Below are 25,226 nucleotides of genomic sequence, written 5' to 3'. Positions count from 1 at the left end.
CAAATAATAGACATACCGTTATATTGTAGCACGCCCGCAGTGGAGCGCAAGGCATAGGGGATGCTGAAACTCAGCGGTAACCGTAAAAATTGACCTCTGTTAAATAAATTTCCTCTGCACCGCCTCCGGTTGTCCCCTGATTTGCGGGATCGTTCACCCGGCGGGTACAGGTCAGACGTTTCGGCAGGTTCCGCTTCGTATCCACCTGCAAATAGTATACAGTCCGGACAGATACTTCCTTAAGCTTCTGCTGAAGCTCATTATTCTTCTTCGCCCATAGCAGATGCAAGGCGTCTTCTTCCTTCCCCGTTTCCTTCTGTTCTGAGCCGGACTTACCCGGACGGATGGCCTCCATCTGCCCCTCAAGCTCAGCAGCCAGCTGCCGGACCGCCTCCGGTTCACTCAGCTCAATACGCAGCACCCTGGTCCCTCTAGCCCCGCCCGCTTCCTCGGAAACCTCAATTTCATGCTTCTCCAGATCTTCGAGCTGGCGGAGCGGATTCAGCCCAGGCAGCGGGTTATCCGGCGAGGCGGTGCTGTCTTGCTGCAGCAGGGTCCACTGGCCGTTTTTTTTCTCTAACCGGGTATAATAGGCCGCTGCCGAGCTTGACTTCAGCTTGTTTCCTCCTGCCAGTGCCGCTGTTTGCGGTTTGCCGCCATCCGGCAAAAGTGTATGCAGACTTACCTTGTTATGGTCTGAAACCGTTCCTCCATAGTAGAGTGCGGCCTTCGGGACTGGTTTGCCGTCAAGCATCAGGGAAGATGCCCCCTCAAAGGACACTCCGTCACTCCCCGCCATCCCGGCCAGCACCAGATGGAGCACCTCTGCAGCAGATTTGTCATGGATGGGGGCACAGCCGGTACTAAGAATAGGACCCAGCAGCAGGGCTGCGCTCAGGATCATCATCCGGCGGATATGAATTGTTCTCATGATCTCAAGCCTTTCCGGTCTAGGATATGAATATTTCTATAGAGTTTCCCGCCGCCCGGGGCTTATGCAAAAAAAAAGAATCCCCATGGCTTGCGCTTAAGGATTCTTTGTACTGGTCTCCGCTATTTTGGTATCGAGCACGACCTGGTTCCTGCCGTTGTTCTTCGCTTCGTAGAGGGCCATGTCCGCCCGGTAGAAGAGCGATTCCACGCTCACCTTATCATCTGTCCAGCTCCACTCCGCAATGCCGCAGGAGACGGTTACACGCGGATCTGTTTCGCTCATTACCTGCTTGCGGATACGTTCTGCTACAAATACCGCCTGCTGCACGCCAAGCTGCGGCAAATACACCGCCAGCTCCTCCCCGCCCCACCTCGCGGCGATATCCCCCTGACGGATGGAAGACTTGACGATTTCGCTGACCTGTCTCAGAATTTTGTCGCCTTTCTGGTGACCGTAGGTGTCATTCACCATCTTGAACTGATCAATGTCCACGACAATCAATGAACCGCAGAATTCGGTAATCTGCTTATCCTTGATGATCTCGTCCAAATAATGCCTCGCATATAAGCCGGTCAGACTGTCACGGTTGGCCAAACGCCGCACCTCGGCATGCAGACGCGCATTGCCCACAGCAAGCCCGATATGGCCTGCCATGGCCTGGAGCAGCCTGTAACTGTCATAAGAGAAGAAATGCGGTTCCCGGTGAGTAAGCATAATCGCCCCGCGAACCTCGCCTCCTACATTAAGCGGAGTAGCAATCACTGAATTCGAACCCGTGGCATTCATCAGCCGTGAATAACTTCCGTCCGCGTTCCGGTAATCCGACAGAATAAGGGCTTCGCCCGTGGTGTATACCCTGCCGCCAAGCCCTTCGCCGATTTCAAGAATCTCACCCTGCAGGGGATGATAGTTGCAGGCGATCGCCTCCAGACCGCCCTTGTCTTCATTCATATGTAAAATACAGCAGTAATCGGCATCAAACATTTCCAGAAGCTCTTCAAAAGCGAACTGAAAAATGTCGCCAAGGCGCAGGCTCTGATTCAGCCGCTGGGTAAGCTCATTGCTCATGCGCAGTTCCCGGATCAGCTGATTGGACCGCTCATACAGCTTGGCATTCTCAAAAGCCGTACCTGCCGTATCAGCCACCATGGAGAGGAAACGCAGATCCACCTCCGGAAAAGCCGGCTTGTCCATCACCATATGGAATACGCCATACACCCCCTGCTTGCCGCCGAGGGGAAGGCCAATTTCTACCGTATGGTTGTCCTCACGTCCGGCATACAGGGATACGCGTCCGTCCTTGAACGCTCTGGCGCATACATCATCGTCCCCCCAGTGAAGCGGGAGCGGCTTGACCAGCGGGTTCGCGCTGCGGTGGTCCTGCGACATGAAAAGCTCAAGCCTGGCTCCCGGGTACATGGCCGAAATACTGTCGATCACCTCGGTCAGCACAGCATCCACATCAATGTTGTCATGCATCCGCTGTACGATCTGGAACAGCAGCGAACGCCGGCTGCTCTCACGCTCCGCATGCAGATGCAATCCAGCCAGATCAGACATAAACATATGCTCAAATCTGCGGTAAAAGCAAGCCTGAAAATGCAGGGACATCGCTTCCGCTATATACAATCCGCCTTGTTCAAATTGCTCATGCGGCATAACGCAGCCAAGGAGCGCAAAAATTTCCCTCCGGCTGCGTGTAAATACGGGAATGATTACAAAAGACAATGTATGTCCAGCGGCGTGCTCATGGATCGTATAAGGCTTCGCGAATTGCAGGGAGTCAGCCGCAGCTGCCTCCAACTGTCCCCTCCATTGATCCTCATTTCCTCTATTATCAACAATTTCAATGGGTTTCCCCTCAAAATTAAGCACACACCAGTCCCAGGCCTTGGCGAATTCCGGTCCGCTCTGCCCCCGCCATTCCCGGAAACTTTCCGCAATCAGGTTGGCTGCATGGGGAAAGTCGTATGATACAATATCCGTCTCCCTAAGCCATGCGGCGGGATCTTCAATATCTCCGCGTGATTGCATGGAGTCCTGTAACAGCACACGATTATCTTTGCGTCCGCATGCTTCCTGCTCTGACATAAAAAGGATCCCCTTTACATCTCACACTGGCAGAAATGGCTTGCCGTCCTCTGGTAAGATAAAATAGGCGGTACCACTTCAGCGAGAATGAGAAGGATAATTTAACGATTTATACCTGTAAATTCTTTTATACTAGAAATTTCTTTCCGATAACATCTAATTAACTATATTTTACTCCCTTTCTTTGGGTATTGCATTATATTTTCCTCAAAACCGGGATTTTTTTTAGGACCAAAGAACTAACGACAAAGATAGACAAAATCTCTTTAAAGATGCTCTTGACTTTAACTGTCGTTTTCATATAATATTTATTGTTGAACAAGACTGTAACAGGTCTTTATTGGGCGTAACGTTGTGTCACCCTCACGCATCTCGTTACTGCCAGGGCAGCGGCTGAACTTCCCCGGCAGTGTGAAACCATCTAACGCTTTCACGGATACGATTTGCGGCGCAAATAGGCCCTACCATGAAATTTCAATTATAAAGGAGTCTACTATAACATGGCACGTTACACCGGACCTAAATTCAAACTCAGCCGCCGTCTGGGCATTTCCCTTAGCGGTACAGGCAAAGACCTGAAACGCCCGTTCCCTCCGGGACAGCACGGCGCTAACCAACGCAGAAAAGTAAGTAACTACGGAATGCAGCTTTTGGAAAAACAAAAACTGCGCCACATGTACGGCTTGGGTGAAAAGCAGTTCAGAACTCTTTTCTCCAAAGCACAGAAGCTCCAGGGTATTGCGGGCGAAAACTTCATGTTCCTGCTCGAAAGCCGCCTGGACAACCTGGTATACCGTCTTGGTTTCGCCAACTCCCGCGCTGGTGCGCGTCAGCTGGTATCCCACGGACACGTTACCGTTAACGGCAAAAAAGTCGACATCGCTTCTTACCGCGTAAGCGTGGGCGACGTAATCGGACTTCGCGAAAGAAGCCGCGCTATGGCTTCCATCAAAGAAGCTCTGGAAAACCGCTCCCACCTTCCAGGTTACCTGGAATATGCTGACGGCTCTTTCGAAGGCAAATACATTCGTTTGCCGGAACGCGCCGAGCTGTCCCAGGATATCGATGAAAAGCAAATCGTCGAGTTCTACAACCGTTAATATTTCGCTGCACAGCGAAAACGTTCAAAGCCTCCAGAGAAATCTGGGGGCTTTTTTCATGGATATTGCTGAGGCTGAGGCGCATTCAAAACCGCCAAATTGTGCTATAATAGTTCCGTTAAAAGGAGGATTAACGTCGATGGTTGAGGAGAACAAAAAGAAGACCGTAAAGCAGCGTCCACCCCGTAGATCCTGGCTCCGCAGGTTCGGTTCCGTCCTGAAGTGGATGTTTATACTCGGCATATTAGGCATTCTGTTTGCCGGCGGTGCTGTTTCCGGATATGTCGCTTCCATAGTGAAGGATGATCCGGTCCGGTCCGAAGAATTGATTCAAAAGGAAGTCAGCCAAAATGCCGTTACCGGCTTTGCGTATTTCCGCGATGGCCAACCGATCGGCCAGCTCCGGACCGAAGAGGACCGCAGACTTGTACAGTTCAACAATATCCCGCAGCTTGTGATTGATGCCGTTCTCGCGATAGAGGACAATAATTTCTACAATCATAAAGGGGTCGATTTCAGCGGCACCCTGCGTGCCGTCAAGCAAAAGCTGCTGAATGAATCCGTTCAGACCGGCGGCAGCACCCTGACCCAGCAGCTGGCACGGCGCGTGTTCCTGAGCCTTGACCGCACAGAGGACCGCAAGATTAAGGAGATCCTGCTGTCTCTAAGGCTGGAACGGTATTTATCCAAGCAGGAAATTTTAACAGCCTATTTAAATAAGGTTCCTTTCGGCAACGGTTCCAACGGGTACAATGTGTACGGCATCAAAGCCGCTGCCAAAGGGATATTCGGACTGGATGATCTGGATAAGCTGAATACGGCCCAGGCCGCATATTTGGCAGGACTCCCCCAGCTTCCTTCCAAATACTCCGCATTTAATGGAGTCGGAGAATTTAATGAAACGGCATTTAAGCGTGCCATGGAACGCCAAAAGCTTGTGCTGCGCCGGATGCTGGAGGAGAACAAGATCACGGCCTCCCAGTATAATGAAGCACTGCAATTTGATATCAAGGGTTCTCTGGCTCCGCATACGAAAAAGGCTTATGCTACATATCCTTATCTGATGCTTGAGACCGAGCGCAAGGCCGCCGAGATTCTGCTATCCCTCAACGAGGGCAAAAATGGCGTAGTTGATCCGAATGCCTCTGCTGCCGCTGCAGATAACAACACACTGCTCGAGGAAGCGCGCCGCCAGCTGATGACCGGCGGTTACCGCGTCTACACGACGATCGACAAAAAAGTATACAGTGCGATGCACAGCGTCTCGGAAGACAGTGCTAATTTCACAAAAGACAGCAAGGCCCGGGGCAAGGAACAGACAGCCGGCATGATGATCAACAACAAAACCGGAGCGATTCTCGGCATGATCGAAGGACGGGACTTCAATATTGAGCAGATGAACTATGCTACCCAGATGGTACGGCAGCCGGGTTCAACTATGAAGCCCATTGCCGCTTATCTGCCCGCACTGGATGCCGGACTGATCCAGCCTGCAGGCATCCTTGATGATGCGCCCATCATTCTTAAGGACGGCGGCAAAGGCTTCCACATTCCGAAGAATGCCAACAACCGGTATCAGGGTCTGGTCACAGCCCGCTATGCCCTTAACAAATCCTTGAATCTGCCAGCGCTCAAGCTGTTCAATGAGAAGGTTGGGATCGAGAAAGCATGGGCTTTTTCCAAGAAGCTGGGGATTACTACGATCCAGGATGATGATTACAAAGCGCAGACCGGGGTCATCGGCGGACTCAAATATGGGGTAACTGTTGAAGATTTGACGAATGCCTATTCCTCGATTGGTAACCAGGGAGCCTTTAATGACGCCTATATGATCGAGAAGATTGTGGACGCCCAGGGTAAAATCATCTATCAGCATAAAGTCAATCCGGAGCAGGTATACTCCAAGCAGACCGCTTATCTTATGACAGATATGCTGCGCACGGTGATTACCGACGGGACCGCAAGCACCGTCAAGAAAAACTACAAACACTTCAAAGATGTGCCAATTGTCGGTAAAACCGGTTCCACCCAAAACTACGGAGATGTATGGTTTATGGGCTACACGCCGGATGTCACACTTGGCATGTGGGTGGGCTATAAGGAACAAATCAATACGCTTCAGGGCGATACCCAGAAGCGTCAGGCGCAGACCTTGTGGGCCAAAGTAATGAATGCCGTCATTGACAAGCAGCCTGAGCTTTTTGTCACGAAGGAATTTGCAAAGCCTGAAGGCATCGTCAAAAAGACAGTATCCGCCTACAGCGGCAAACTGCCCACGGACTTGACCGACAGGTTCACTACAGATATTTTCAACGCAAAATATGTGCCGAAACAAAGTGATGACGGAATCTCCAGAGCCAGATATATTACTTACAATGGCGTGAATTACCTTCCGCTGGATGGCACACCTGAGGATTTCCTCAAAGAGAAAATTGTCGTCAAACGCGACAAACCGATCCAGGATCTCGTGAAGGAGCTGCTTGCCGCCTTCAAGTCGATGAAAGAGCATCAATCGTTGTCATACTACATGCCGGAGGATGCGAAATCCGATTTCCCGACTGAGGTTGATCCTCGCGTAGATGACGGCAACAGCCCAACGCCTCCAAGCGGAGTCAATGTCTCTTACAGTACGGGCAAAGCCGTTATCACCTTTAACCCAAGCGGTTCGCCGGATGTGGTCGGATACCGCCTGTACCGTTCACTTAATGGGGGAGCGTACAAGAAGCAGGCTGTTCTATCCGTCGGCGAAGGAACCACTTTCAGCCCTGGCACTCCGTCCAGCGCCAATGCCTCCTTCTATGTGGCTGCGGTGGACGTAGCCGGTCATGAGACGTCTTCGGGCAGAGTAGCCGGAGCAGTCACTCCTACACCGGAGACTACGCCGCCGCCGGAGGAATCTCCCGGTGCAGAAGCTACACCGGACCCCGGAGCGCAGCCAGGCAGCACGGAAGATCCCGGCATGGTCATTATTGAGCCGCCGGGATCATCCGATGTCCCTGCCGGTGGTGGCACTAATGCCGCAGGTGGCAGCAATGCCGCTGGGGGAGATGCTGCCGGAGGAAATTCTGCCGGAGGAAATGCCGGCTCCGGAAATGCCGCAGCACCAACGCCTTAACTGGGGCCTTTCAGAAGCATTCAGGCCCGTACGCAAGTAGAAGGGTCACAAACAAACAGCGTTCCCGGATCATTGCCGGGAACGCTGTTTTTGATACCACCCGATGTGTTTAGATTAATCCTCGATGGTGGACAAATCCCCTGCAGGAAGATGAAGCTCCCAGGCTTTCAGCACGCGGCGCATGATTTTCCCGGAACGGGTCTTGGGCAGCTTCTCCCTGAATTCAATTTCACGCGGTGCTGCATGGGCGGACAACCCCGCTTTGACAAAGGCCGCGATTTCCTCCTTCAGCTCAGCCGTAGGGAAATATCCATCCCGCAAGGAAATGAACGCCTTAATAATCTCTCCCCGCATCACATCCGGTTTGCCGATCACCCCGGCTTCAGCAACCGCTGGATGCTCTACCAGCTTGCTCTCCACCTCGAACGGGCCAATCCGCTCACCGGAGGAATTGATGACATCATCGATCCGGCCCTGGAACCAGAAGTAGCCGTCTTCATCCATATATGCGGAATCACCGGAGATGTACCAGCCGGGAATGCGGAAATACTCCTCGTATTTCGCTTCATTGTTCCAGATCTTACCCATCATGGAGGGCCACGGCGTCTTAATCGCCAGATTGCCCATTGCATATGGCGGCAGCAGGTTGCCCCGGTCATCCAGAATAGCAGCTTCGATGCCGGGCAGCGGGCGCCCCATGGAGCCGGGCTTAATATCCATTCCCGGGTAATTGCAGATCAGCTGGGCTCCCGTTTCAGTCATCCACCAGGTATCATGAATACGCTGCTGATAGAATTTGTCCCCCCACCGTACCACTTCGGGATTGAGCGGCTCTCCTACCGACAGAACATGCCGCAGACTGCTGAGATCGATGTCCTTCAGGCTGGCCTCCCCCGCTCCCATCAGCATACGGAACGCGGTAGGTGCGCTGTACCATACGGTAACCCCAAACCGCTCAATGGTCTTATACCAGTCCTGCGGGCTGAAGCGTCCGCCTCTCACAACATTGGTCACCCCGTTCAGCCAAGGCGCAAAAATCCCATAGGAGGTTCCGGTAACCCAACCGGGATCAGCCGTGCACCAATAGACATCGTCAGGACGCAAATCCAGTACAATTTTACCTGTATAATAATGCTGGATCATTGCTCTTTGCACATGATATACCCCTTTGGGCTTGCCGGTTGAGCCGGAGGTATAGTGCATAATCAGCCCGTCCTCCAGACTCAGCCACTCCGGTTCAAGCTCCGCAGAGGCCGCAGCCATCGCTTCTTCGTAACTGATAAGCCCTTGCCCGCCGTCCGACGGGCCGCCTACTACAAACACATGCTTAAGCTCCGGCAGCTCGGCACGTTTCACCCGCTGCAGCAGCTCAGGTGTGGTAATGAGTGCCACTGCGCCGCTGTCCTCCAGCCGGTCCTTCACAGCCGTTTCCATAAAAGCCTCAAACAGCGGTCCCGCTACCGCTCCCACCTTGAGAACTCCCAGCAGACTGAAATAGAGCTCCGGCCGGCGCGGCATAAAAATAAACACCCGGTCTCCCCGGCCGATGCCATGCTGACGCAGCACATTTCCGAAACGGTTGGACTGCTCCCGCAAATCGGAGAACGTGTACATTTCTTCCCTCGCGGAATCACTGTAGATCAAAGCGGTGGCTGCTCCACGGCCTTCAAGCACATGCCGGTCAATGGCTTCATGGGCCATATTCACCTTGCCGCTCTCATGCCAGGAGAAGCTTTTCTCCACATCCTCCCACCGGAATTCGCTGACTGCCCGGGAATAATCAGCCATGTTGGCCTGTTTTGCACGACCCGGTAAAATTTCGCTGTGAACTTGCCCCATTACTCTTGCCTCCCTCACTTGTTTGATTTAAGCTTTAAGGGTGAGACTCTTCTCTTAAGCAATGCTGTCAATGGATCAAATGTGAAAATTTTATGTCGGACTTAGTATATCACAGGAAGCGGTTACATTCTAGAATATAGTGAATTGAAGGGAGCATCGCTATGGAGCACCGCAAAATCCCTGTGTCCCATATTCTGCCGCATCACAGAAGCCTGATTACCGTTAGCGGACCTTTGTCGCCAGACGCGCTGCAAGGGCTGCAGATGCATCCGGATCTGGATGCCTTCCGTAAACCGCAGGAGCAGCTGGAAGCGCTTATAGAGATTGCCGGATTGCCGGAAGGGCGTGTAATTGCCGCTGTTGTTGACCAGGTGATCGCAGGCTATGTTACTTTTCACTATCCGGATGAACTGGAGTTATGGTCTCAGGGCGGAATGGAGGATCTGATCGAGCTGGGTGCTGTGGAAGTAGCGGATGGATTCAGGGGAATAGGGCTTGCGAAGCTGCTGATTACGAGCGCTTTTGAACGGGAACAGCTGGAGAACTGCATCGTGTTCACAACCGAATATTACTGGCATTGGGATCTGAAAGGCAGCGGGCTGGATGTATGGGCCTACCGTCAGATGATGGAGAAGCTGATGCAGACGGTAGACATGGTGTGGTATGCCACAGATGATCCGGAGATTTGCTCCCATCCAGCCAACTGCCTGATGGTGCGCATCGGCCGGGAAGTCCCGATGTCCTCACAGGAAACCTTTGACAGGGTGCGTTTCAGGCAGCGTTTCATGTACTAGAGGGAGCATCCTAATCCCCGGAAGAGATTTCTTACATCGCCTTCAGCATGTATTCAAGAATCGCATGGGAGCGCTCCGAGGCCGTAACCGTAAATTCGCGGTAGTTCACATGTGCCGAACCGTCTGCTTTGTCTGACATGGAGCGGATAATCACAAAAGGAATCCCATTCATATAGCAGACCTGTGCGACGGCCGCCCCTTCCATTTCCGCACAGGCTCCGTCCAGCTGCTCCCGGAGCTCAGCTACAACGGCGGCACTGGCAATAAATTGATCCCCAGACAGAACAACTCCTGTAACCGACTTCTGTTTCAGCGCCCGGCAGGCTTCTTCGGCTAGCTGTACAAGGTCTGGGGCTGCTGGAAAAGAGGACACTTCCTGATACGGAATTACCCCCCGCGGGTAGCCAAGAGCGGTGACGTCCATGTCATGCTGGATGCAATGGGACGAAATGACGATATCCCCGATACCGAGCTCCGGATGCACCGCCCCGGCAACACCAGTGAACAGCACACGTGCCACTCCGAAAGCATCAATCAGAATTTGTGTCGTCACCGCAGCGTTGACCTTGCCGACTCCCGATTTGCAGAGAACCACCCTTTGGCCGAATATCGTGCCTGAATAATAAGCAACGCCTGCCTTGACTGTGCTTACCTTATCTTCCATACTCTCCAGGAGCAGCTTGATCTCCTCGTCCATCGCTCCAATCAATCCTATGATTTCACTCATATGTACCCTCCTGCATGTAAGTAAAATACACCTCTATAAAACATAAAAAGCTCCAACCGGAGCTTTCTACGCACTTATGTTCCATACGGATACTTATTTGTTCACATGATTCACAGACAAACGCAGGATCGTCTCATGAGGCAAAATGACACGCGGATTCTCAACCGTTTCCTTCTTCATCAGCTTCGTCAGGAGTCTCATTGCTACCGCGCCCAGATCGTACATAGGCTGCGCAACAGTTGTCAGCAAAGGACGGACCATAGAGGCCATGCGGATATTGTCGACACTGATGATCGAGAAGTCATCCGGCACCTTCAGGCCTTCATCCTGAATACTGTGAATGGCACCAATCGCCATTTCATCGGTTGCCGCAAATACAGCTGTCGGCTTCTTCTTCAGCCCCAGGAAGTACTTCATCGCTTCGACACCGGATTCGTAACGGTAATTCCCGATGCGGACCAGATCCTCCTGGTACTCAATGCCTGCTGCTTCCAGCGCTTTCTTGTACCCCTGGAAACGGGCATAACCATTGGCAGGGTCCTGCAGCGTTCCGCTAATCATTGCAATTTCGCGGTGGCCATGACGGATAAGTGTGTTCACGGCATCGAACGCTGCCGTCTCATGATCGATATCAACAGACGGGTAGGTTCCCTGCTCATCACGCGTAGCGCAAAGTACGATTGGAACGGCAGACGTCTGGAAGGCTTGGATATGTTCATCTGTTACGGTTCCACCCATGAACAGCAGCCCGTCCACCTGTTTCTCCAAAAGTGTGTTAATGACACGTATTTCCTTCTCTTTGCGCTTATCCGCGTTACACAAAATAATGTTATAATGGTACATGTTGGCAATATCTTCGATCCCGCGTGCAATTTCTGCAAAAATCGAGTTCGAGATATCGGGGATAACAACCCCAACGGTTGTTGTTTTCTTGCTGGCGAGACCTCTCGCCACGGCGTTTGGACGATAGCCCAAACGTTCAATCGCTTCAAAAACTTTCTTCCGGGTCTGCGGTTTCACGTTCGGGTTATTGTTCACAACCCGTGATACCGTAGCCATAGATACGCCTGCTTCTCGAGCTACATCGTAAATGGTTACCGTCAAATTACTCTCTCCATTGCGATAAATTTTATCGTTCGACTAATTAAAATTATGATACGACACTTTGTACAATTGTGCAATGATAACGCTTCATTTTCCTTTCAAAATTTCTTTCAAGGGCTGAGAACGCTACCGGAATGCGGGAAAAAACGCTCCTGCTGCTTCATTGTCCTCCCAATGATTTCCAACTGCAACATGCCGGATTCATAGGTTTGTCTAACCTGTTTCTATCGTATCAAAAAGCGCGTGAAAAATCCAACATTCGTGAAAGATTTTCATTAATTTTGCAGAAAAAATTTCAGTATCCGCTTTATTTCGCCTTTATTTTGCGCTTTCCGCCGGCTGAACTGTCAATTGCGACAGTCTAATTCCAGTTTCATCCATCCATTTATGGTCGTTCAGATCAACTGCCAGCCGGTATACGTCCAGCAGCAGATCAATCCGCCCCTGTATCGCGCTCCGGATCTGTTCCTCCAACTCGGACATCCCCCCGGCAAACAACCCCTTGGCAAAGGTCTCCTTGAGCACACTGGCCCATTCATTTCTGTCAGCAAACGAAATATGGCGCTTGGACGGCATTTCTCCTAATTCGTGAATCAGCTTGCCCAGATCACCTTTAATGCATGACAGAGGCTCATAACGTCCGCACTCCCCGCAGGTATAGACAGGGACATGCTTAATTTTTATCTTTGCACTGTAGATTAACGTATGCATATGTATGGTCATGATGCCGCCGCAGCTGCATGACGTCTTCAATAAATAATCTTTGTACATCTCCCACACCTCAGATTTATTTTGTAAAATCGCCTCAACCGCATCATCTATAAAAACACGAAACTAACCTGTTCAATCCCTATATTCGACCCGGTTCCCCTCAATCCCTTCTCATTTGCATAAAATGATTTATTTGGAAATTCAACTAAGGATTTCAATCTTCCAGATGACTTCATATTTCAAATTTGCTAGAATATACTGAAGACTGGATTCTTGAAGGGAGCTGCAGAACATGAGACTAACCGGCAAAAAGGTTATAGCATTGGTAGACGATGAATTCGAGGATTTGGAGCTGTGGTATCCGGTGTACCGCGTCAGGGAGGAAGGGGCCGAGGTCCATCTGGCCGGTCTGGAAAAAGATAAAACCTATGTGGGCAAATACGGGGTTCCGGCTAAAGCTGAGTATTCCTGGGATGAGCTGGACGCCGCCGATTATGACGGCATTCTCGTTCCCGGCGGCTGGGCTCCTGATAAAATCCGCCGCTATAGCGCGGTGCTGAAGCTTGTACAGGATTTCAACGCGGCGAAGAAGCCGATTGGGCAGATCTGCCATGCCGGCTGGGTGTTGATCTCTGCAAAAATATTGGAGGGAGTAACGGTTACATCCACCCCGGGTATCCGTGATGATATGGAGAATGCCGGAGCCATCTGGAAGGATGAAGCTGTCGTCACCGACGGACATATCATCTCCGCCCGCCGCCCGCCGGACCTGCCGCCTTATGGCAAAGCCTTCTGCGATGCGTTAGCGGGAGAGTAGTCCGGGAGATACTGTATATAAAAGCCCTGCTCTTTCAACTGTATGAAGGGCAGGGCTTTTTGTGCTCCTATGTTATTGCGTGCTCCAACAGTATTCTGTGCTCCAACAGTATTCTGTGCTCCCACGCTATTAGCGGATGGAAAGGGAAGCTTTTTCTTTGATCGGATTAGGGTAGCTGTTGATCTTAAAGGTTAGCGGCTGAGGCAGAGCCTCACTACCTATATTGTAATAATATAGAGTAGGCTTGATTTTTTGAGTTGTATCCACTTTGCTCACAAACAGGCTGACGTTTTCATACTTTTTTGTGTGCGCAATCCCCTCACCATCCGTAAAACGATCATCCAAAATCATATTTACGTCGTAGGTTGCACTGACCTTTTGCTCAGGCGGATAAAGCTCTAAAAGCATGGTGCGCTTGCCCCGGCCGGTTGTACTTATGGACACCTTAAGTCGGTCATCCGGGCTTTTGATAATCTGCTGCTTGCCGGTATCAACAATGAGCTCTGTTGCATCCTTGTCAAGCGCATAAATTCCGTCAATTCTAAGCTCCAGCGGCTCATTGGAGGTATTGTCGTTATCAAATACAAGCATCTGCTTTCCGCCCAGCTCATAACTGCGTTTGGAATAAAGCCCTGTAAAGTCATTGCCGCTGCCTAACATCAGCCGGGGCGAGATTAACCCGAAGATGTCCTTGGAATTGTGCTCATTATATTCTGTTTCCAGGTAGATGCCGGTTGCGGCAATATAAGCCGTCTTTATTTCAATGCTCTGGCCTGCTATTGCCAGGCTTTTATTAATCTGGAGCGTGTTTCCGGTTTTAGCTAAAGTCGCTTTATTGAGAGCAACCGGCACGGATAGATTGGCCAGTGCATTCTCTACCCCGGCGAAAAGAACATCGTGTTCGTCCCCGCTAAAGACCCCTGCATTCACAAACAATTGCTCAGGCATTTTCGTATATTCGTCACCCCACAATATCTGCTCGTATCCGCGCGTTATGCCCGGCTTGGCATATTGGGCAGTCCGGGGTCCATACCAGCCTACCTGTGCCTGCTTTTCATTGATCATGGATACTCTAAATTTTTGCGAACTCTCCATCGTGTTGTTTTGCAAAGTATACAAGATAATAATCCCTTTCTGGTCAGCCGCAATTCCATCTACAGTCAGCACAAATCCGTTTTGTTCCACCGAAGTGCTGTTAACCCGCTGTATCAAGCCTGCATCCAGTGCCGAGGAGACCGTAAGATTGCTGCCGACTGCTGTACGGAACACCTCAAACTCGCCCCAATCATGCCTTGCACTGAGCACACCCTGGGCATCATGACTACGCAGCCCCACATGTTCGGCGAACCGGGGAAATGCAAACAGCAGCACAATAGCCAGAACAGCAAGTCCTCCTATGGTAAAACTCCTGCCCGTATGTTTCCGCCGGTGTCTTGTATCGTATACTCCGTTCCGGATGGCCACTGCCAGCTTGATTTCAGGCACCTCCGAAGCCTCCCGCGACACTTCGTTGAAGTACTCCTTCAGCAGTCTCTCTTCACTCTGCATCATGCTCCAGCCCCCCTCTAAGCTTCATTTTGTGGCGCAGCTGCTTCAGTCCCTTGTTCAGCCATGTTTTGACCGTTCCCTCCGGCCGATCCAGCACCTCGGCGATTTCAGCAAGCGTCATATCCCGGTAATACTTCAGCACCAGCACCTGGCGGTATCTCTGCTTCACCCCATCCAGCGCCTGCTCCATATCCAGCTTGCGGTCACTGGTCATCTCCATGCTCCCGCTGCTGCTGCCGTTGTCCGCATGGCCCGGCGTGAGCCTTTTTCTGCGCTTAAGCTCATCCTTGCAGCAGTTGACCAGAATGCGGGTCATCCAGGGGGCAAACCGGCCGGTGTCCTTCAGGCTTTTCCGTTTGGACCAGGCCCGGTATGTAGCTTCCTGCAGCACTTCAAGCGCATCCGGTTCGTTCCTCAGGTAGCTGTACGCTATCCCGTATAGGATTTTTTTCTGCTCAGAGACCTGGCGGATAAACAGCTGCTCTTCTCCATCCACAGCCTGAGCCCATTCCCCTTCTAAAAGCTTCTCCATACTCTGACTTCTCTCCCTCCTCGTTCTTTATTGAACTTCTATGTATACTGACTCCATTGGGCGGGAAACGGTTTTACTTTTTTTGGGGGAGCAGCAAAAATAGCCCCACTATGTGGGGCCATGGCTTTGATGCTTGCTCACTTCACGATCGATCCGCCAGGGATGCGGACAGGCAATCCGTTGATGGAGCGGATCAGGCGATTCCTAATTCCTTTTACAATTCCCTGCACTGCAGAGGATTCTATGGTTTGGGGCTGCCGGGCCAACTTACGAGCTTTTGCCCTTCACCTCAGCGCCTGCTCCAAGCGGAATCCCGCTCCGCCCGGCAAAAGCGGTCAGTATTTCTTCCGTCTCTGTACTGGTCCGGTGGCGGAAACAGGACTTGGCCGTTTCTCTGGCTTCGGAAGCCAGCGTGTTCAGTGCGCGGTGCTTCACCTTCAACAGCGCCTGCGGCGACATGCTGAGGTCACTGATCCCCATCTCCAGCCAGAGCGGCAGGGACCGCTCATCCGCCGCCATTTCCCCGCATACACTGATATCGATGCCCACACGCCGCGCCGCTTCGACGGTCATCCGGATCATCCGCAGCACACCCGGATGGTAGGGATGATACATATGCGCAATCTGTTCATTCATACGGTCAACTGCCAGCACATACTGGACCAGATCGTTAGTACCGATGCTGAAAAAGTCGACCTCCTCTGCGAGCAGATCGGCGATCATTACCGCTGCCGGAACCTCGATCATAATCCCTACAGGAATATTCCGGTTGTACGGAACCCCCTGCTGGTCGAGTTCTTCCTTGACCTCGTTCAACACTGCTTTGGCAGCCTGCACTTCCTCTACGGAGGAGATCATCGGGAACATCATTTTTATATTTCCGTAATGGCTGGCCCGCAGGATCGCAGTCATCTGTGTTTTGAACATGTCTTTACGGTCCAGACTGATGCGGATCGCCCGGTAGCCGAGGAAGGGATTCTGCTCATCAGGAAGCTGGAAATAATCCAAATGCTTGTCTCCCCCGATATCCAGCGTGCGGATGACGACGGTTTCGTTCCCTACTTTTTCGGCTACCAGCTTATAGACCTCGAACTGCTCTTCTTCCGTCGGGAATGAGCTGCGGTCCATGTACAAGAATTCGGTCCGGAACAGCCCGACGCCTTGAGCCCCGTACTTGAGCGCCATGTCCAGCTCCTTCACGGAACTGATATTGCCGGCCAGCCGCAGCTGCACGCCGTCTTTGGTTACAGCATCCACTGTGGCGAGGAGCTCCAGCTGCTCTTTTTTGCGCTGCTGCTTCGCCCGTCTGGAGGTATACTCTTTCAGCGTCAGTTCATCCGGATAGAGCTGAATCACCCCGGTTTCTCCATCCATCACCAGCAGATCCCCCGTCTGAATCGGTGTCAGGATTTTGTTCTCCAGACCCGCTACCAGCGGTATCCCCAGTGCCCGGGCCATGATCGAGGAATGGGAGGTTTTGCCGCCCATCATGGTTACGATACCGAGCACATAGGTTGGATTCAAGTGAGCCAGCTGCGAAGGCGACAGCTCTTTGGCCACAAGAATATAAGGCTGCGTATCGGAGGGCAGTGTAACCTCCGGCGCACCCAGAAGATGCTTCAGCAGGCGGTTGCCGACATCCTTGATATCCACCGCCCGCTCCTTCATATATTCATCATCCAGCAGATCGAACATGGCGACAAAATGATCGATGGCCTCTTTGACCGCCACCTCAGCCGCCTTGTACTGGCGCTCGATAATGCCGCGGATTTCACTCATGAACACCGGATCATCCAGAATCGCCAGGTGGGCGTCAAAGATACTCGATTCCTCCGGCCCGACCACCTCACGGAATTCTCTTTTGATAAATTCGATCTCATCCTTAGAGGTGCGGATCCCTTCGTATAAACGCTCGAACTCCTTGGCCAGATCCACCGGATTCACCTGTGTATCCGGCAGGCTCCATTCCCAGTTCGGCAAGACAAAGGCCTTCCCGATAGCTACACCTGCTGCTGCGCCTATGCCTTGTATCATGCTTCAACCCCTCCAACATTGCTTTCATGTAAGACCACGGACATCACGGATGATTGCCCCTTTTTAACATTTTTGAATGGAGCATAGCTCCAGGATTTTACACGGTCCGGGTTCGTAATCACCATTGGCGTCGCCAGTGAAGGCGCATGGTCACGCAAATAGGTCAGATCAAATCTCACCAGCAGCTGCCCCGGCTCCACACTGTCCCCTTCCTGCACAAGCGCCTCAAACGGCCCTTTAAGCTGTGAAGTGTCGATCCCGATATGCATAAGCACCTCCAGCCCCTCGGGCGTAGAAATACCCACTGCGTGCATTGTAGGGTATACGTGCATGACCTTGCCGAAGACCGGCGAGACGAGTTCTCCCTTTTCCGGAAAAAATGCTACCCCGTCGCCCACCAGCTTCGCGGCAAAAATATGGTCCGGCACTTCTTCAATCGGCATCATGCGGCCCTGAATCGGTGAACTGAACAGCACCTGAGGCAGATCGCGGAGCAGCAGCTTGTTGATCTCCTCCCGGATCAGCTCGGAATAAGTCCCGAACACGACCTGAACATTCCCTCCGCCCAGCTTAATGATGCCTGCAGAGCCAAGCCCCTTCAGTGCCACGGTGTCGATATACCGGTCATTGTGCACTGTCAATCTTAACCGTGTGATGCAGGCCTGTACCTGCACGATGTTTTCCTTCCCGCCCAACGCTTCCAGGATCAGCGGAGCCTGATAAGGAATGTTGCCTGCCCAGTCGCCCAGCTCGGAGCCTTCCTCGCGTCCCGGCGTCGGAATCTGGAACCGGCGGATCGCCCAGCGGAACACATTATAATAAACAATGCCATAGCCGATGCCGATGGGAATCAGCAGCCAAGCCCGCTGTGACAGATGCATGTTGAGGAAAAAATCGATGGCCCCCGCCGAATAGGAGAAGCCGTGATGGATGCCCAGCGCATAGGTCAGCACCATCGCCAGACCGGACATGACCACATGCAGCCCGAACAAATAAGGCGATGCGAACAAAAAAGCAAACTCAATCTGCTCCGACACCCCCGTCAGAAAGCAGACCATAGCCGCGCGCAAAAACGTCTTCTTGATCTTCGGCTTTAAATCCTCCCGCGCTTCCTGAATAATCGCAAAGGCAATCGCCGGCAGCGCAAACATCATGATCGGGAACAGCCCCGCCATAAAGATGCCCGCTGTAGGGTCTCCGGCAAAAAAACGCGGCAAATCCCCCTGCACGACTGCGCTGCCGTCAGGTGTGGTAAAGGTTCCCAGCTGAAACCAGAACACATTATTGAGAATATGATGCAGGCCAAACGCCGTCAGTACTCTGTATAAAACCCCGTATACAAACACGCCGTATCCGCCGGTTGCCTGGATATCACGGAACAGGATGTCGAGTCCATGCTGCAGCACAGGCGACAGCCCAAGCATCACCCAGGCGAACAAGGCAGAGAACAGACCCATAAACAGCAAAACAAAACGCGACCCTCCAAAAAACTGGATCGCCTCCGGCAGCTTGATATTTTTGAACCGGTTATGCGCCACACCGGCGACAATTCCGAGGATAATTCCGATTAGTGTTGCAGGCTGTACCGCCCCGTCCCCCATGTTGGAAACTATCCGGTCATAAGTAAACATCCCCGCGAGCGCCGCCATTCCCGCCGGTCCGGCCTGATTGGACAACCCCCATGCCACACCGACCGCAAACAAATAAGGCATGAAATAAAAAATCCCTTGCCCCGCGTAAGTAGTCACTTCGGATACCGAAGAAAGTCCCCATGCAGACCACGGCAAACTGCCCAGACTCAGCAAAATAGCCGCCGCCGGCAGCACCATGGTAGGAAGCATAATGGCTCTGCCCAACTGCTGCAAAGATCCGAGCCAATTCAAGGTGACCCTCTCCTTTCTTTCTATATTGAATGGTAAGCGCTGCAGCAGGTTTTGTCAAAAGGATTACGGTAATAATTTGGGCGTCACAGCATAGTTTATGTGGAGCTCAGGAGGACTACGCACTTTTCACTTTTGTAAGCTGTGTTTCTCATGTGTCAGTGTGGTTATTTATTCCAAGCAAGTACCTTCATTTCGTTTTTATAGGCACATTCATTAAACACCTAACTCCCCGTTCATGCAGCCGCATATACACATAAATGTATTTCATACAACTAAACTAGGCTTTTAAAACAGTAATGTACTTTTAACTGCACTTCATACAACTATATTTTCCAAGTTAAGCTATATTGTGGATCATCACAGTTTTTAGATGTACGGGATGCAGCTAAAATATAAATTCAGCTATTTGTAGATATTTTAATTGCAGAAAATACAATTATACCGATTTCATTATAGCAGACGGATGGATCTTATTTTAATAACATTCTTTGCCTTTTCCCTTACGGTTCCAGTACTATAATTTTCACCATAATTGATCGGCCTGCATTGCTTTTACTCGGTAAAATCGAACCCTCTGCTCAGATTCAACAGGCTCCAGCAGCCCCTTTGCACTCAGCGTTTGCAGCAGACTGCGCGCCGTCCGGAAGTTAATTTGGAAATGGCCGGACACATCCTTCGGGCGGATGGGCTTCCCCAGCTGCCAGGCCAGACGGAGCACTTCTTTTTCCTTGGACAAGATATCCTTCACCGCAGTCTTTCTGGCTAAATATGGAGCAAGTGCGAGCTGGAGCAGCATCCGGCATACCTCTGGGCGCTGCTGAATATCATCAAAGGAAAAGTGCAGCATTTTCCACCCCATTGCTGTGAGAAAAGTATCCCGATTCAATGCATAGCTGAATTTCTCACGGTCCATGTCCTTTATATGGCTCTGGAAACCATCGCATTCGATTCCGAACCGGATACCGCTTGCCGGCAGGAACGCAAAATCCAAAAATTGCGACTTCCTGTTCCAGTCATAGATTTCGTACTCCGGATGCAAATGATCCAGCGACTCAAACAGAGGCCACCATATGTTCTCCAAAAACAGCTTCTCGGCAAAATTATGCCCCCTCACCAGCCTCCCCCTGCGTTCTCCAGCCCTCTGACTCATATGCAGATCCATGAACATGCTGTGTGCTTGCTCAAATCCCATTTTCCATTCCTCCCCAAAATAAAAAAGAACGCCCAACTCTAAAGTGGATTAGAGTAAAGGACGTTCTTCGTCTCTGTTAAGTATAGCAATGCCGAGTGGCAAAATCCATATTTGTCCAAGAACATTTCTGAGATAGATGCTACGCACAACTTTACAAGCCGCATCACGCCGGGGGGTAAAAGGATCGGGGTTCCGGGGTTCCGGCCCTCCAGCGGCCCGGCGTTCGCCCACCCGTTCCCCGCTAAGCCGTTACACCCGGCTGCCCTGCTCCCTTAAGCCCGGCTGCGCCCCTTCATAGTGATGGCTTCCTCGACCTTGATGCAGCGGTCCATAATCGCGGTCATTCCGTGCTCAGCGGCGATGTCGGCAGCCTCCTGGCTGACGATGCCCTGCTGGAGCCAGAGCACGCGCGCGCCGATGTCAGCGGCTTCCCGGGCGACGTCCGCGCAGTATTCACTGCGGCGGAAGACATTCACAATGTCCACCGGTTCAGGGATTTCCGCCAGCGTATGATAGCATTTTTCGCCCAGAATCTCACCGTCCACTGACGGGTTGACCGGAATAATGCGATAACCGCGACTCTGCATGGCACCTGCCACCATGTAAGAGGTGCGGTCCGTTTTGTCGGATAGCCCGACTACAGCTATATTGCCTGCAGCAGCAAGAATTTCGCCAATCTGCTCCCGGCTCGGGTTCTCAAAGCTCATGTGTATTTCCCCTTTCCATTTGTAGTGCCAATGGTATCCATGTTGGGACAGGGAGACTCCACCATACAGCACTTGGTTATTTACAATACAAGTACATCATACAGCGCAGCGTAAAAAGTTCCAAATTTATGACTCTATTTTATGCCGATACTTCCTGAATAGCTTTTGACATATAGAGAATTCTCCCCGGCGCCAATAGTTCCATTCACATCCTCCTCTGTATCCTTCGTGGTTATGAGATTGGCTAAATGAACGGTTGAATCTCCTTTTGTATTTTCCACAGCCACTTTTAAGCTGGATGGTGCTGTTTAAAAACAACACTCCCCATTCTAACACTAAACTTTTTTTACAACAGTGGTACAAAAAAAGTTAACCAGACAAAAAACACTAACAAATCGTTGTTAGTGTCACAATCTCAGCCTGGCCAAGAGCGGCAGGGCAGGTCTCGCATAAACTAACTTGAAAAGCATCCCTGCTCCCGCCGTCTCCTACCTGCTCTTCAGCAGGCCTCCCTGGTTCCGGTCCTGATCGGTGTTCTTGAAATAGATCTCGTTCAACACATTGACCTTGACGTTAATCTGTTGTTTCAAAGCCGGGAACCATCGGGACTTCCATGCGGTAATCTCGGTCTCCGACAGCAGCGGGCGGTACAACAGTCCTACGCCGAGCACGTCCGAATGGTAGCCTGTGATCTTTTTCAGCGTTTCATTGAATTTGCGATCCAATTGCTTCCACACTTCTTTTTCGATTTGGTCATTGCTCACCCCTTTGGGGCTCTCGGCAATGACGACATTCAGGGTAATGTCGCTCGTAAGGGACGGGCCTTCTTTGGACCATTCACGATGATGTTTGATCTTGGCGTTCTCGACCAACACGCTCGTATTCCTTGCCAATTCAATGGTCCCTCCGGTATATTTTCCCTTAAACAGGTTGTACAGGAGCGTTTCTTCCTGGTCAAGCCTCCCGATCATCCGGTCTTCCTTCATCACAGCGGTTCCCTTAAAAACAAACAACGTATGTTCCCCGTTCTTCAGCATCGGAATCGCCATATCCTCCGAATAGGAATTCAAGCTGCGATAAGCCTCCCAGATCCTGATGATGGATTGGTTCGGCGTCCATCCCGCCTCCTCGCTGAAGAAATCATAAGACGAAACCTCCGGCGTGGGCGAAATTTCATGGTACAGTGTCTTCTCGAAATCACCATCCACCACCGCCATCATTCCCTTGATCGAGATATCGTTAGCCCGGACGGCAAAGTCGACAATATTGCTGATGCCCTCTTCGGCCAATTCTTTATCAATCAGCAGCAGACGAAGGTGCACAAGGCTAATGTCTTTCTCTGCATCGGTCTGGATCAGGTTGACTGCTTTCGTAATGGACTTGGCTTCCTTTTCCAGAAACAGAGTGCGCCCGGTAGCATTCGGCACTTGTAGAATGACTCGATATTTCTCCGTTTTCCCTTTCCCGATGCCCATCACCGCAGGCATATATTCCTTGTTGATATCCTTCGTATCCCAGCATCCGGACAACAGCAAAGACATAACGAGCATCACGATCCCTTTTCTAAGTAGAACGCGTCTCATCCGCCCACCTTCTTTCGGCGCTGGCGTGCTGCAAAATAGACGATGACCGGAAAGCCAATTGTCGTATACAAACAAAAATACGAGTTAACGTATAGATAGCTGTTCAGCGTACCTGAGTTCGGTATCCACAGGCAGGCCAGATACAGAAGAATGCTTACGACGGACAGTATCCAGCGGCGATTCACCACCGGAGCGAACAGCCGCTGCAGGATGGCCACCAGCATCCACAGCAAGACAGATACTTTGATTACGCCAAGCCCGCTCGAGGACACCACGTAGAAGCTCGGCAGCCAATCGAACACCACCCACTCCAAATCAATGGTGTCCGAGGCCATCAGCATCGGGTATTGCAAATGAAGCACGGTTTCTTGACCGAAAATAAGCAAAGGAATATAAACCGAAGCTATCGCAAACAAGTAGACAATGCCGACCGCGGCTGCGGCTTTGCCGAATCCGATTTTAGTTTTGGTAGCGGTCATGCCAAGAAACAAAAAGCCTGCAAAAATAACCGTGCCGACGTAAAAATCGGAGCGAAACAAAAATGACAGGTCAGCGTCCCACAGCGGAAATATGTAATCAAATCGAAAGTTCCTGATGCTGATAAACATCGAGAACAGGATGAACGGCATGAACAGGAAGATCCAGCCCAGGCTAGCCCTGACCATGACGACCAAACCTTTCCATGCGCCGTACATACACAGCATGACGAACAAGGCGGAAATGGCGGCAACCGGCGTACGCTGCAGCAGCACAACCTTGATTTCAACGGCCTGATAATAAGTCAGCATGACCAATTCGATGATTAAGAATGCCATGAAGGGCAGCATGATCAGCCTCGTGATCCATGTACCCATCGCTTCACGGCATATGTCGATCACTGTTTTTCCGGGGGCCAGCGAAAGAGCCTTCAGATAAACCCACAAGATCCCAAGTTCGACTGCGAACAGAAATGTAATCGCCATCCAGTGGCCCTTCGAAGTGGCGGCTATGATGCGTTCGGGAAAAAACGCGAAGATGGAAGTTAGGTGCAGCAGGACGAACAGGGTTAACGTCTGGATTTTATTCATCCGGAAACTCCCCTTTTACGCTGAAGCTTAAGTATGGAACAGTGCTAATGGTGAGCGAGGCGAAATAGAGCACCAGCCAAATGATCGCGGCCTCCAGCCCCCAGATGCCGAAGAAGGCGCTGGCCAGCAGCACGACGTATTTATAGATGCGAATGCCCGAGGCATTCATATAGCTCGTCAATGCGAAATTGGAAATGGCCGATGCCACCAGGATAATGATCAGCAGATTGCTGACCAGCTTGGCCTGAACGATCGCCTGTCCGAGCAAAATGCCTCCAATCATGGTCATGGTGGGACCGATATTTTTTGGCAGCCGAATCGTGGCCTCAATAATCATCTCCAGCAGGACGAGCACCAGCAGCATCTCGATCAACGAAGGATACGGCACGCCCTCCCGGCTCTTGGCGACCGTAATCGCCAGCTGAATCCTTAGCAGCTCCGGATTGACGGAATTGAGCACGACATAAAGTCCCGGAAGAGTAATCGCCAGTATCAGCGCGCCGATTCGAAGGAAACGCAGGAAGTTCTGGAACAACTGCGGATAATTGACGTCCATAGTCGTGCTCCATAAATCCGCAACGATGGCGGGGAACGCAAAGGCAAACGAAAACTGATCGATCAGAATGACCACTTTGCCGTTCAGCATATTTTGCATGGTTTCGTTCGGCATTTCGGAAGAAATATAAGTCGGGGTCAAGGTGAACTGAGGATGTCCCAAGATTCGGGTCAGGTCGCGAACGGTCGTCAACTCCATTCCCCGGTTTTCCTCCAGCTTCTTCTTGATGGATTCCACCACCTTGGGCTGCGCCGCCCCTTCCAAATATACGACAGCCAGTTTTTTGGTGGACTTCGTACCCGAGGTGCGTGTCTCGATCACCAACCGGTCTGAGACTATCTTTTTCCGCAACAAACCGATGTTGATATCGATATCTTCAGTAAATGCATCGAACGCTGATAGAAGCGGATTCTCGCTGTTCGTAGTTGACACCGAACGGGACAGCTCAGGCGCTACCGGATCTACGACCACGGATTGGCGTCCGCCGAGAAACAAGACCAGCCTTCCCTGCAGCAAAGCATCGCTATATTGTGATACCTTCCAAGAGGACGTATCTTCAGCCCAACTGTTCGAATGCAGAAGGGAGCTAAGCTCTTCCCCAGGTGCCAATTGATTCATCATGGTGAACGTGCTCTCTATATCAACTAAGGAACTCAAGTAATAGGCGGAGCATACCTCGCCAGCCTTAAACTGCTTGCGCGCAAAATCGTTGCTCTTGTGAAAATGCTCCTGGAGCTGCTGTTCCATTCGTTCAAATGTATCCTGATCTTTCCGCTGCAAATTTTACCACCTCTTGCGAGATAGTATGTCGTTCTGAAAAAGAGTTTATGCAACCGTAAAGCGACGTTTGGAGCCGTCCGTGAATAGAAAAAATCAACCATAGATGATGATT

Annotated in this window: 19 protein-coding genes; 4 read left to right on the top strand and 15 right to left on the bottom strand. The window is 51.4% G+C overall.

Annotation, left to right across the window (positions count from 1 at the left end):
- Positions 1 to 70: 70 nt before the first annotated feature.
- Positions 71 to 931 (bottom strand): hypothetical protein, encoded by an 861-nt coding sequence (locus PRIO_RS14285; protein WP_046503069.1) that lies wholly within the window; start codon positions 929 to 931, stop codon positions 71 to 73.
- A 96-nt stretch (positions 932 to 1,027) separates the two neighbouring features.
- Positions 1,028 to 3,025 (bottom strand): diguanylate cyclase, encoded by a 1,998-nt coding sequence (locus tag PRIO_RS14280; RefSeq protein WP_046503067.1) that lies wholly within the window; start codon positions 3,023 to 3,025, stop codon positions 1,028 to 1,030.
- 500 nt (positions 3,026 to 3,525) lie between these two features.
- Between PRIO_RS14280 and rpsD the strand changes: the two genes are divergently transcribed.
- Together rpsD and PRIO_RS14270 are read left to right on the top strand one after the other, a co-directional pair.
- Complete coding sequence (rpsD, locus tag PRIO_RS14275; RefSeq protein WP_020433013.1) at positions 3,526 to 4,125, top strand: 30S ribosomal protein S4; 600 nt, start codon at positions 3,526 to 3,528, stop codon at positions 4,123 to 4,125.
- A gap of 139 nt (positions 4,126 to 4,264) precedes the next feature.
- Positions 4,265 to 7,240 (top strand): transglycosylase domain-containing protein, encoded by a 2,976-nt coding sequence (locus PRIO_RS14270; protein ID WP_046503064.1) that lies wholly within the window; start codon positions 4,265 to 4,267, stop codon positions 7,238 to 7,240.
- Between the two features lie 114 nt (positions 7,241 to 7,354).
- On the opposite strand, the gene acsA is transcribed toward PRIO_RS14270, so the two are convergent.
- On the bottom strand, positions 7,355 to 9,079 hold the full coding sequence (gene acsA, locus PRIO_RS14265) for an acetate--CoA ligase (RefSeq protein WP_020433017.1): 1,725 nt from the start codon (positions 9,077 to 9,079) through the stop codon (positions 7,355 to 7,357).
- Positions 9,080 to 9,240: 161 nt separating this feature from the next.
- Between acsA and PRIO_RS14260 the strand changes: the two genes are divergently transcribed.
- Positions 9,241 to 9,873, top strand: a complete 633-nt coding sequence (locus tag PRIO_RS14260) for a GNAT family N-acetyltransferase (RefSeq protein ID WP_020433018.1) — start codon at positions 9,241 to 9,243, stop codon at positions 9,871 to 9,873.
- Between the two features lie 31 nt (positions 9,874 to 9,904).
- On the opposite strand, the gene PRIO_RS14255 is transcribed toward PRIO_RS14260, so the two are convergent.
- The 3 genes from PRIO_RS14255 to PRIO_RS14245 form a co-directional block, all read right to left on the bottom strand.
- Positions 9,905 to 10,600 (bottom strand): 5'-methylthioadenosine/adenosylhomocysteine nucleosidase, encoded by a 696-nt coding sequence (locus PRIO_RS14255; protein WP_020433019.1) that lies wholly within the window; start codon positions 10,598 to 10,600, stop codon positions 9,905 to 9,907.
- A 93-nt stretch (positions 10,601 to 10,693) separates the two neighbouring features.
- Positions 10,694 to 11,704 carry a catabolite control protein A gene (ccpA, locus tag PRIO_RS14250; RefSeq protein WP_039790859.1) on the bottom strand — a complete coding sequence of 337 codons (1,011 nt, stop codon included), beginning with the start codon at positions 11,702 to 11,704 and terminating at the stop codon, positions 10,694 to 10,696.
- Between the two features lie 318 nt (positions 11,705 to 12,022).
- Positions 12,023 to 12,475, bottom strand: a complete 453-nt coding sequence (locus PRIO_RS14245; RefSeq protein WP_020433021.1) for a hypothetical protein — start codon at positions 12,473 to 12,475, stop codon at positions 12,023 to 12,025.
- Positions 12,476 to 12,707: 232 nt separating this feature from the next.
- Between PRIO_RS14245 and PRIO_RS14240 the strand changes: the two genes are divergently transcribed.
- Positions 12,708 to 13,232: a type 1 glutamine amidotransferase domain-containing protein gene (locus tag PRIO_RS14240; RefSeq protein ID WP_039835344.1), complete on the top strand. Its 525-nt coding sequence runs from the start codon at positions 12,708 to 12,710 to the stop codon at positions 13,230 to 13,232.
- Positions 13,233 to 13,361: 129 nt separating this feature from the next.
- On the opposite strand, the gene PRIO_RS14235 is transcribed toward PRIO_RS14240, so the two are convergent.
- The 9 genes from PRIO_RS14235 to PRIO_RS14195 form a co-directional block, all read right to left on the bottom strand.
- Entirely contained in the window at positions 13,362 to 14,783 is a 1,422-nt protein-coding gene (locus PRIO_RS14235; protein WP_020433028.1) for a DUF4179 domain-containing protein, read from the bottom strand.
- Complete coding sequence (locus tag PRIO_RS14230; RefSeq protein ID WP_046503056.1) at positions 14,770 to 15,312, bottom strand: sigma-70 family RNA polymerase sigma factor; 543 nt, start codon at positions 15,310 to 15,312, stop codon at positions 14,770 to 14,772. The genes PRIO_RS14235 and PRIO_RS14230 overlap by 14 nt, the downstream gene beginning before the upstream one ends.
- 267 nt (positions 15,313 to 15,579) lie before the next feature.
- Entirely contained in the window at positions 15,580 to 17,346 is a 1,767-nt protein-coding gene (gene ptsP, locus PRIO_RS14225) for a phosphoenolpyruvate--protein phosphotransferase (RefSeq protein WP_020433031.1), read from the bottom strand.
- A complete protein-coding gene (locus tag PRIO_RS14220; protein ID WP_046503053.1) occupies positions 17,343 to 19,229 on the bottom strand; it encodes a glucose PTS transporter subunit IIA in 1,887 nt (628 codons plus the stop codon). The genes ptsP and PRIO_RS14220 overlap by 4 nt, the downstream gene beginning before the upstream one ends.
- Positions 19,230 to 19,752: 523 nt before the next feature.
- Positions 19,753 to 20,421: a PDDEXK family nuclease gene (locus PRIO_RS14215; protein ID WP_020433035.1), complete on the bottom strand. Its 669-nt coding sequence runs from the start codon at positions 20,419 to 20,421 to the stop codon at positions 19,753 to 19,755.
- 272 nt (positions 20,422 to 20,693) lie between these two features.
- Positions 20,694 to 21,128, bottom strand: coding sequence for a CoA-binding protein (locus tag PRIO_RS14210; protein WP_020433036.1), 435 nt, complete (start codon positions 21,126 to 21,128; stop codon positions 20,694 to 20,696).
- Positions 21,129 to 21,616: 488 nt separating this feature from the next.
- Positions 21,617 to 22,711: a Ger(x)C family spore germination protein gene (locus PRIO_RS14205; protein ID WP_020433040.1), complete on the bottom strand. Its 1,095-nt coding sequence runs from the start codon at positions 22,709 to 22,711 to the stop codon at positions 21,617 to 21,619.
- Positions 22,708 to 23,778: a GerAB/ArcD/ProY family transporter gene (locus PRIO_RS14200; RefSeq protein WP_046503050.1), complete on the bottom strand. Its 1,071-nt coding sequence runs from the start codon at positions 23,776 to 23,778 to the stop codon at positions 22,708 to 22,710. The genes PRIO_RS14205 and PRIO_RS14200 overlap by 4 nt, the downstream gene beginning before the upstream one ends.
- Positions 23,771 to 25,114: a spore germination protein gene (locus PRIO_RS14195; RefSeq protein ID WP_020433044.1), complete on the bottom strand. Its 1,344-nt coding sequence runs from the start codon at positions 25,112 to 25,114 to the stop codon at positions 23,771 to 23,773. The genes PRIO_RS14200 and PRIO_RS14195 overlap by 8 nt, the downstream gene beginning before the upstream one ends.
- Positions 25,115 to 25,226: the final 112 nt, after the last annotated feature.

Origin of the sequence: Paenibacillus riograndensis SBR5 (genome assembly GCF_000981585.1) — a bacterium.
GTDB classification, from domain to species: domain Bacteria; phylum Bacillota; class Bacilli; order Paenibacillales; family Paenibacillaceae; genus Paenibacillus_AQ; species Paenibacillus_AQ riograndensis.
This window is presented reverse-complemented; position numbering and strand designations above follow the sequence as displayed.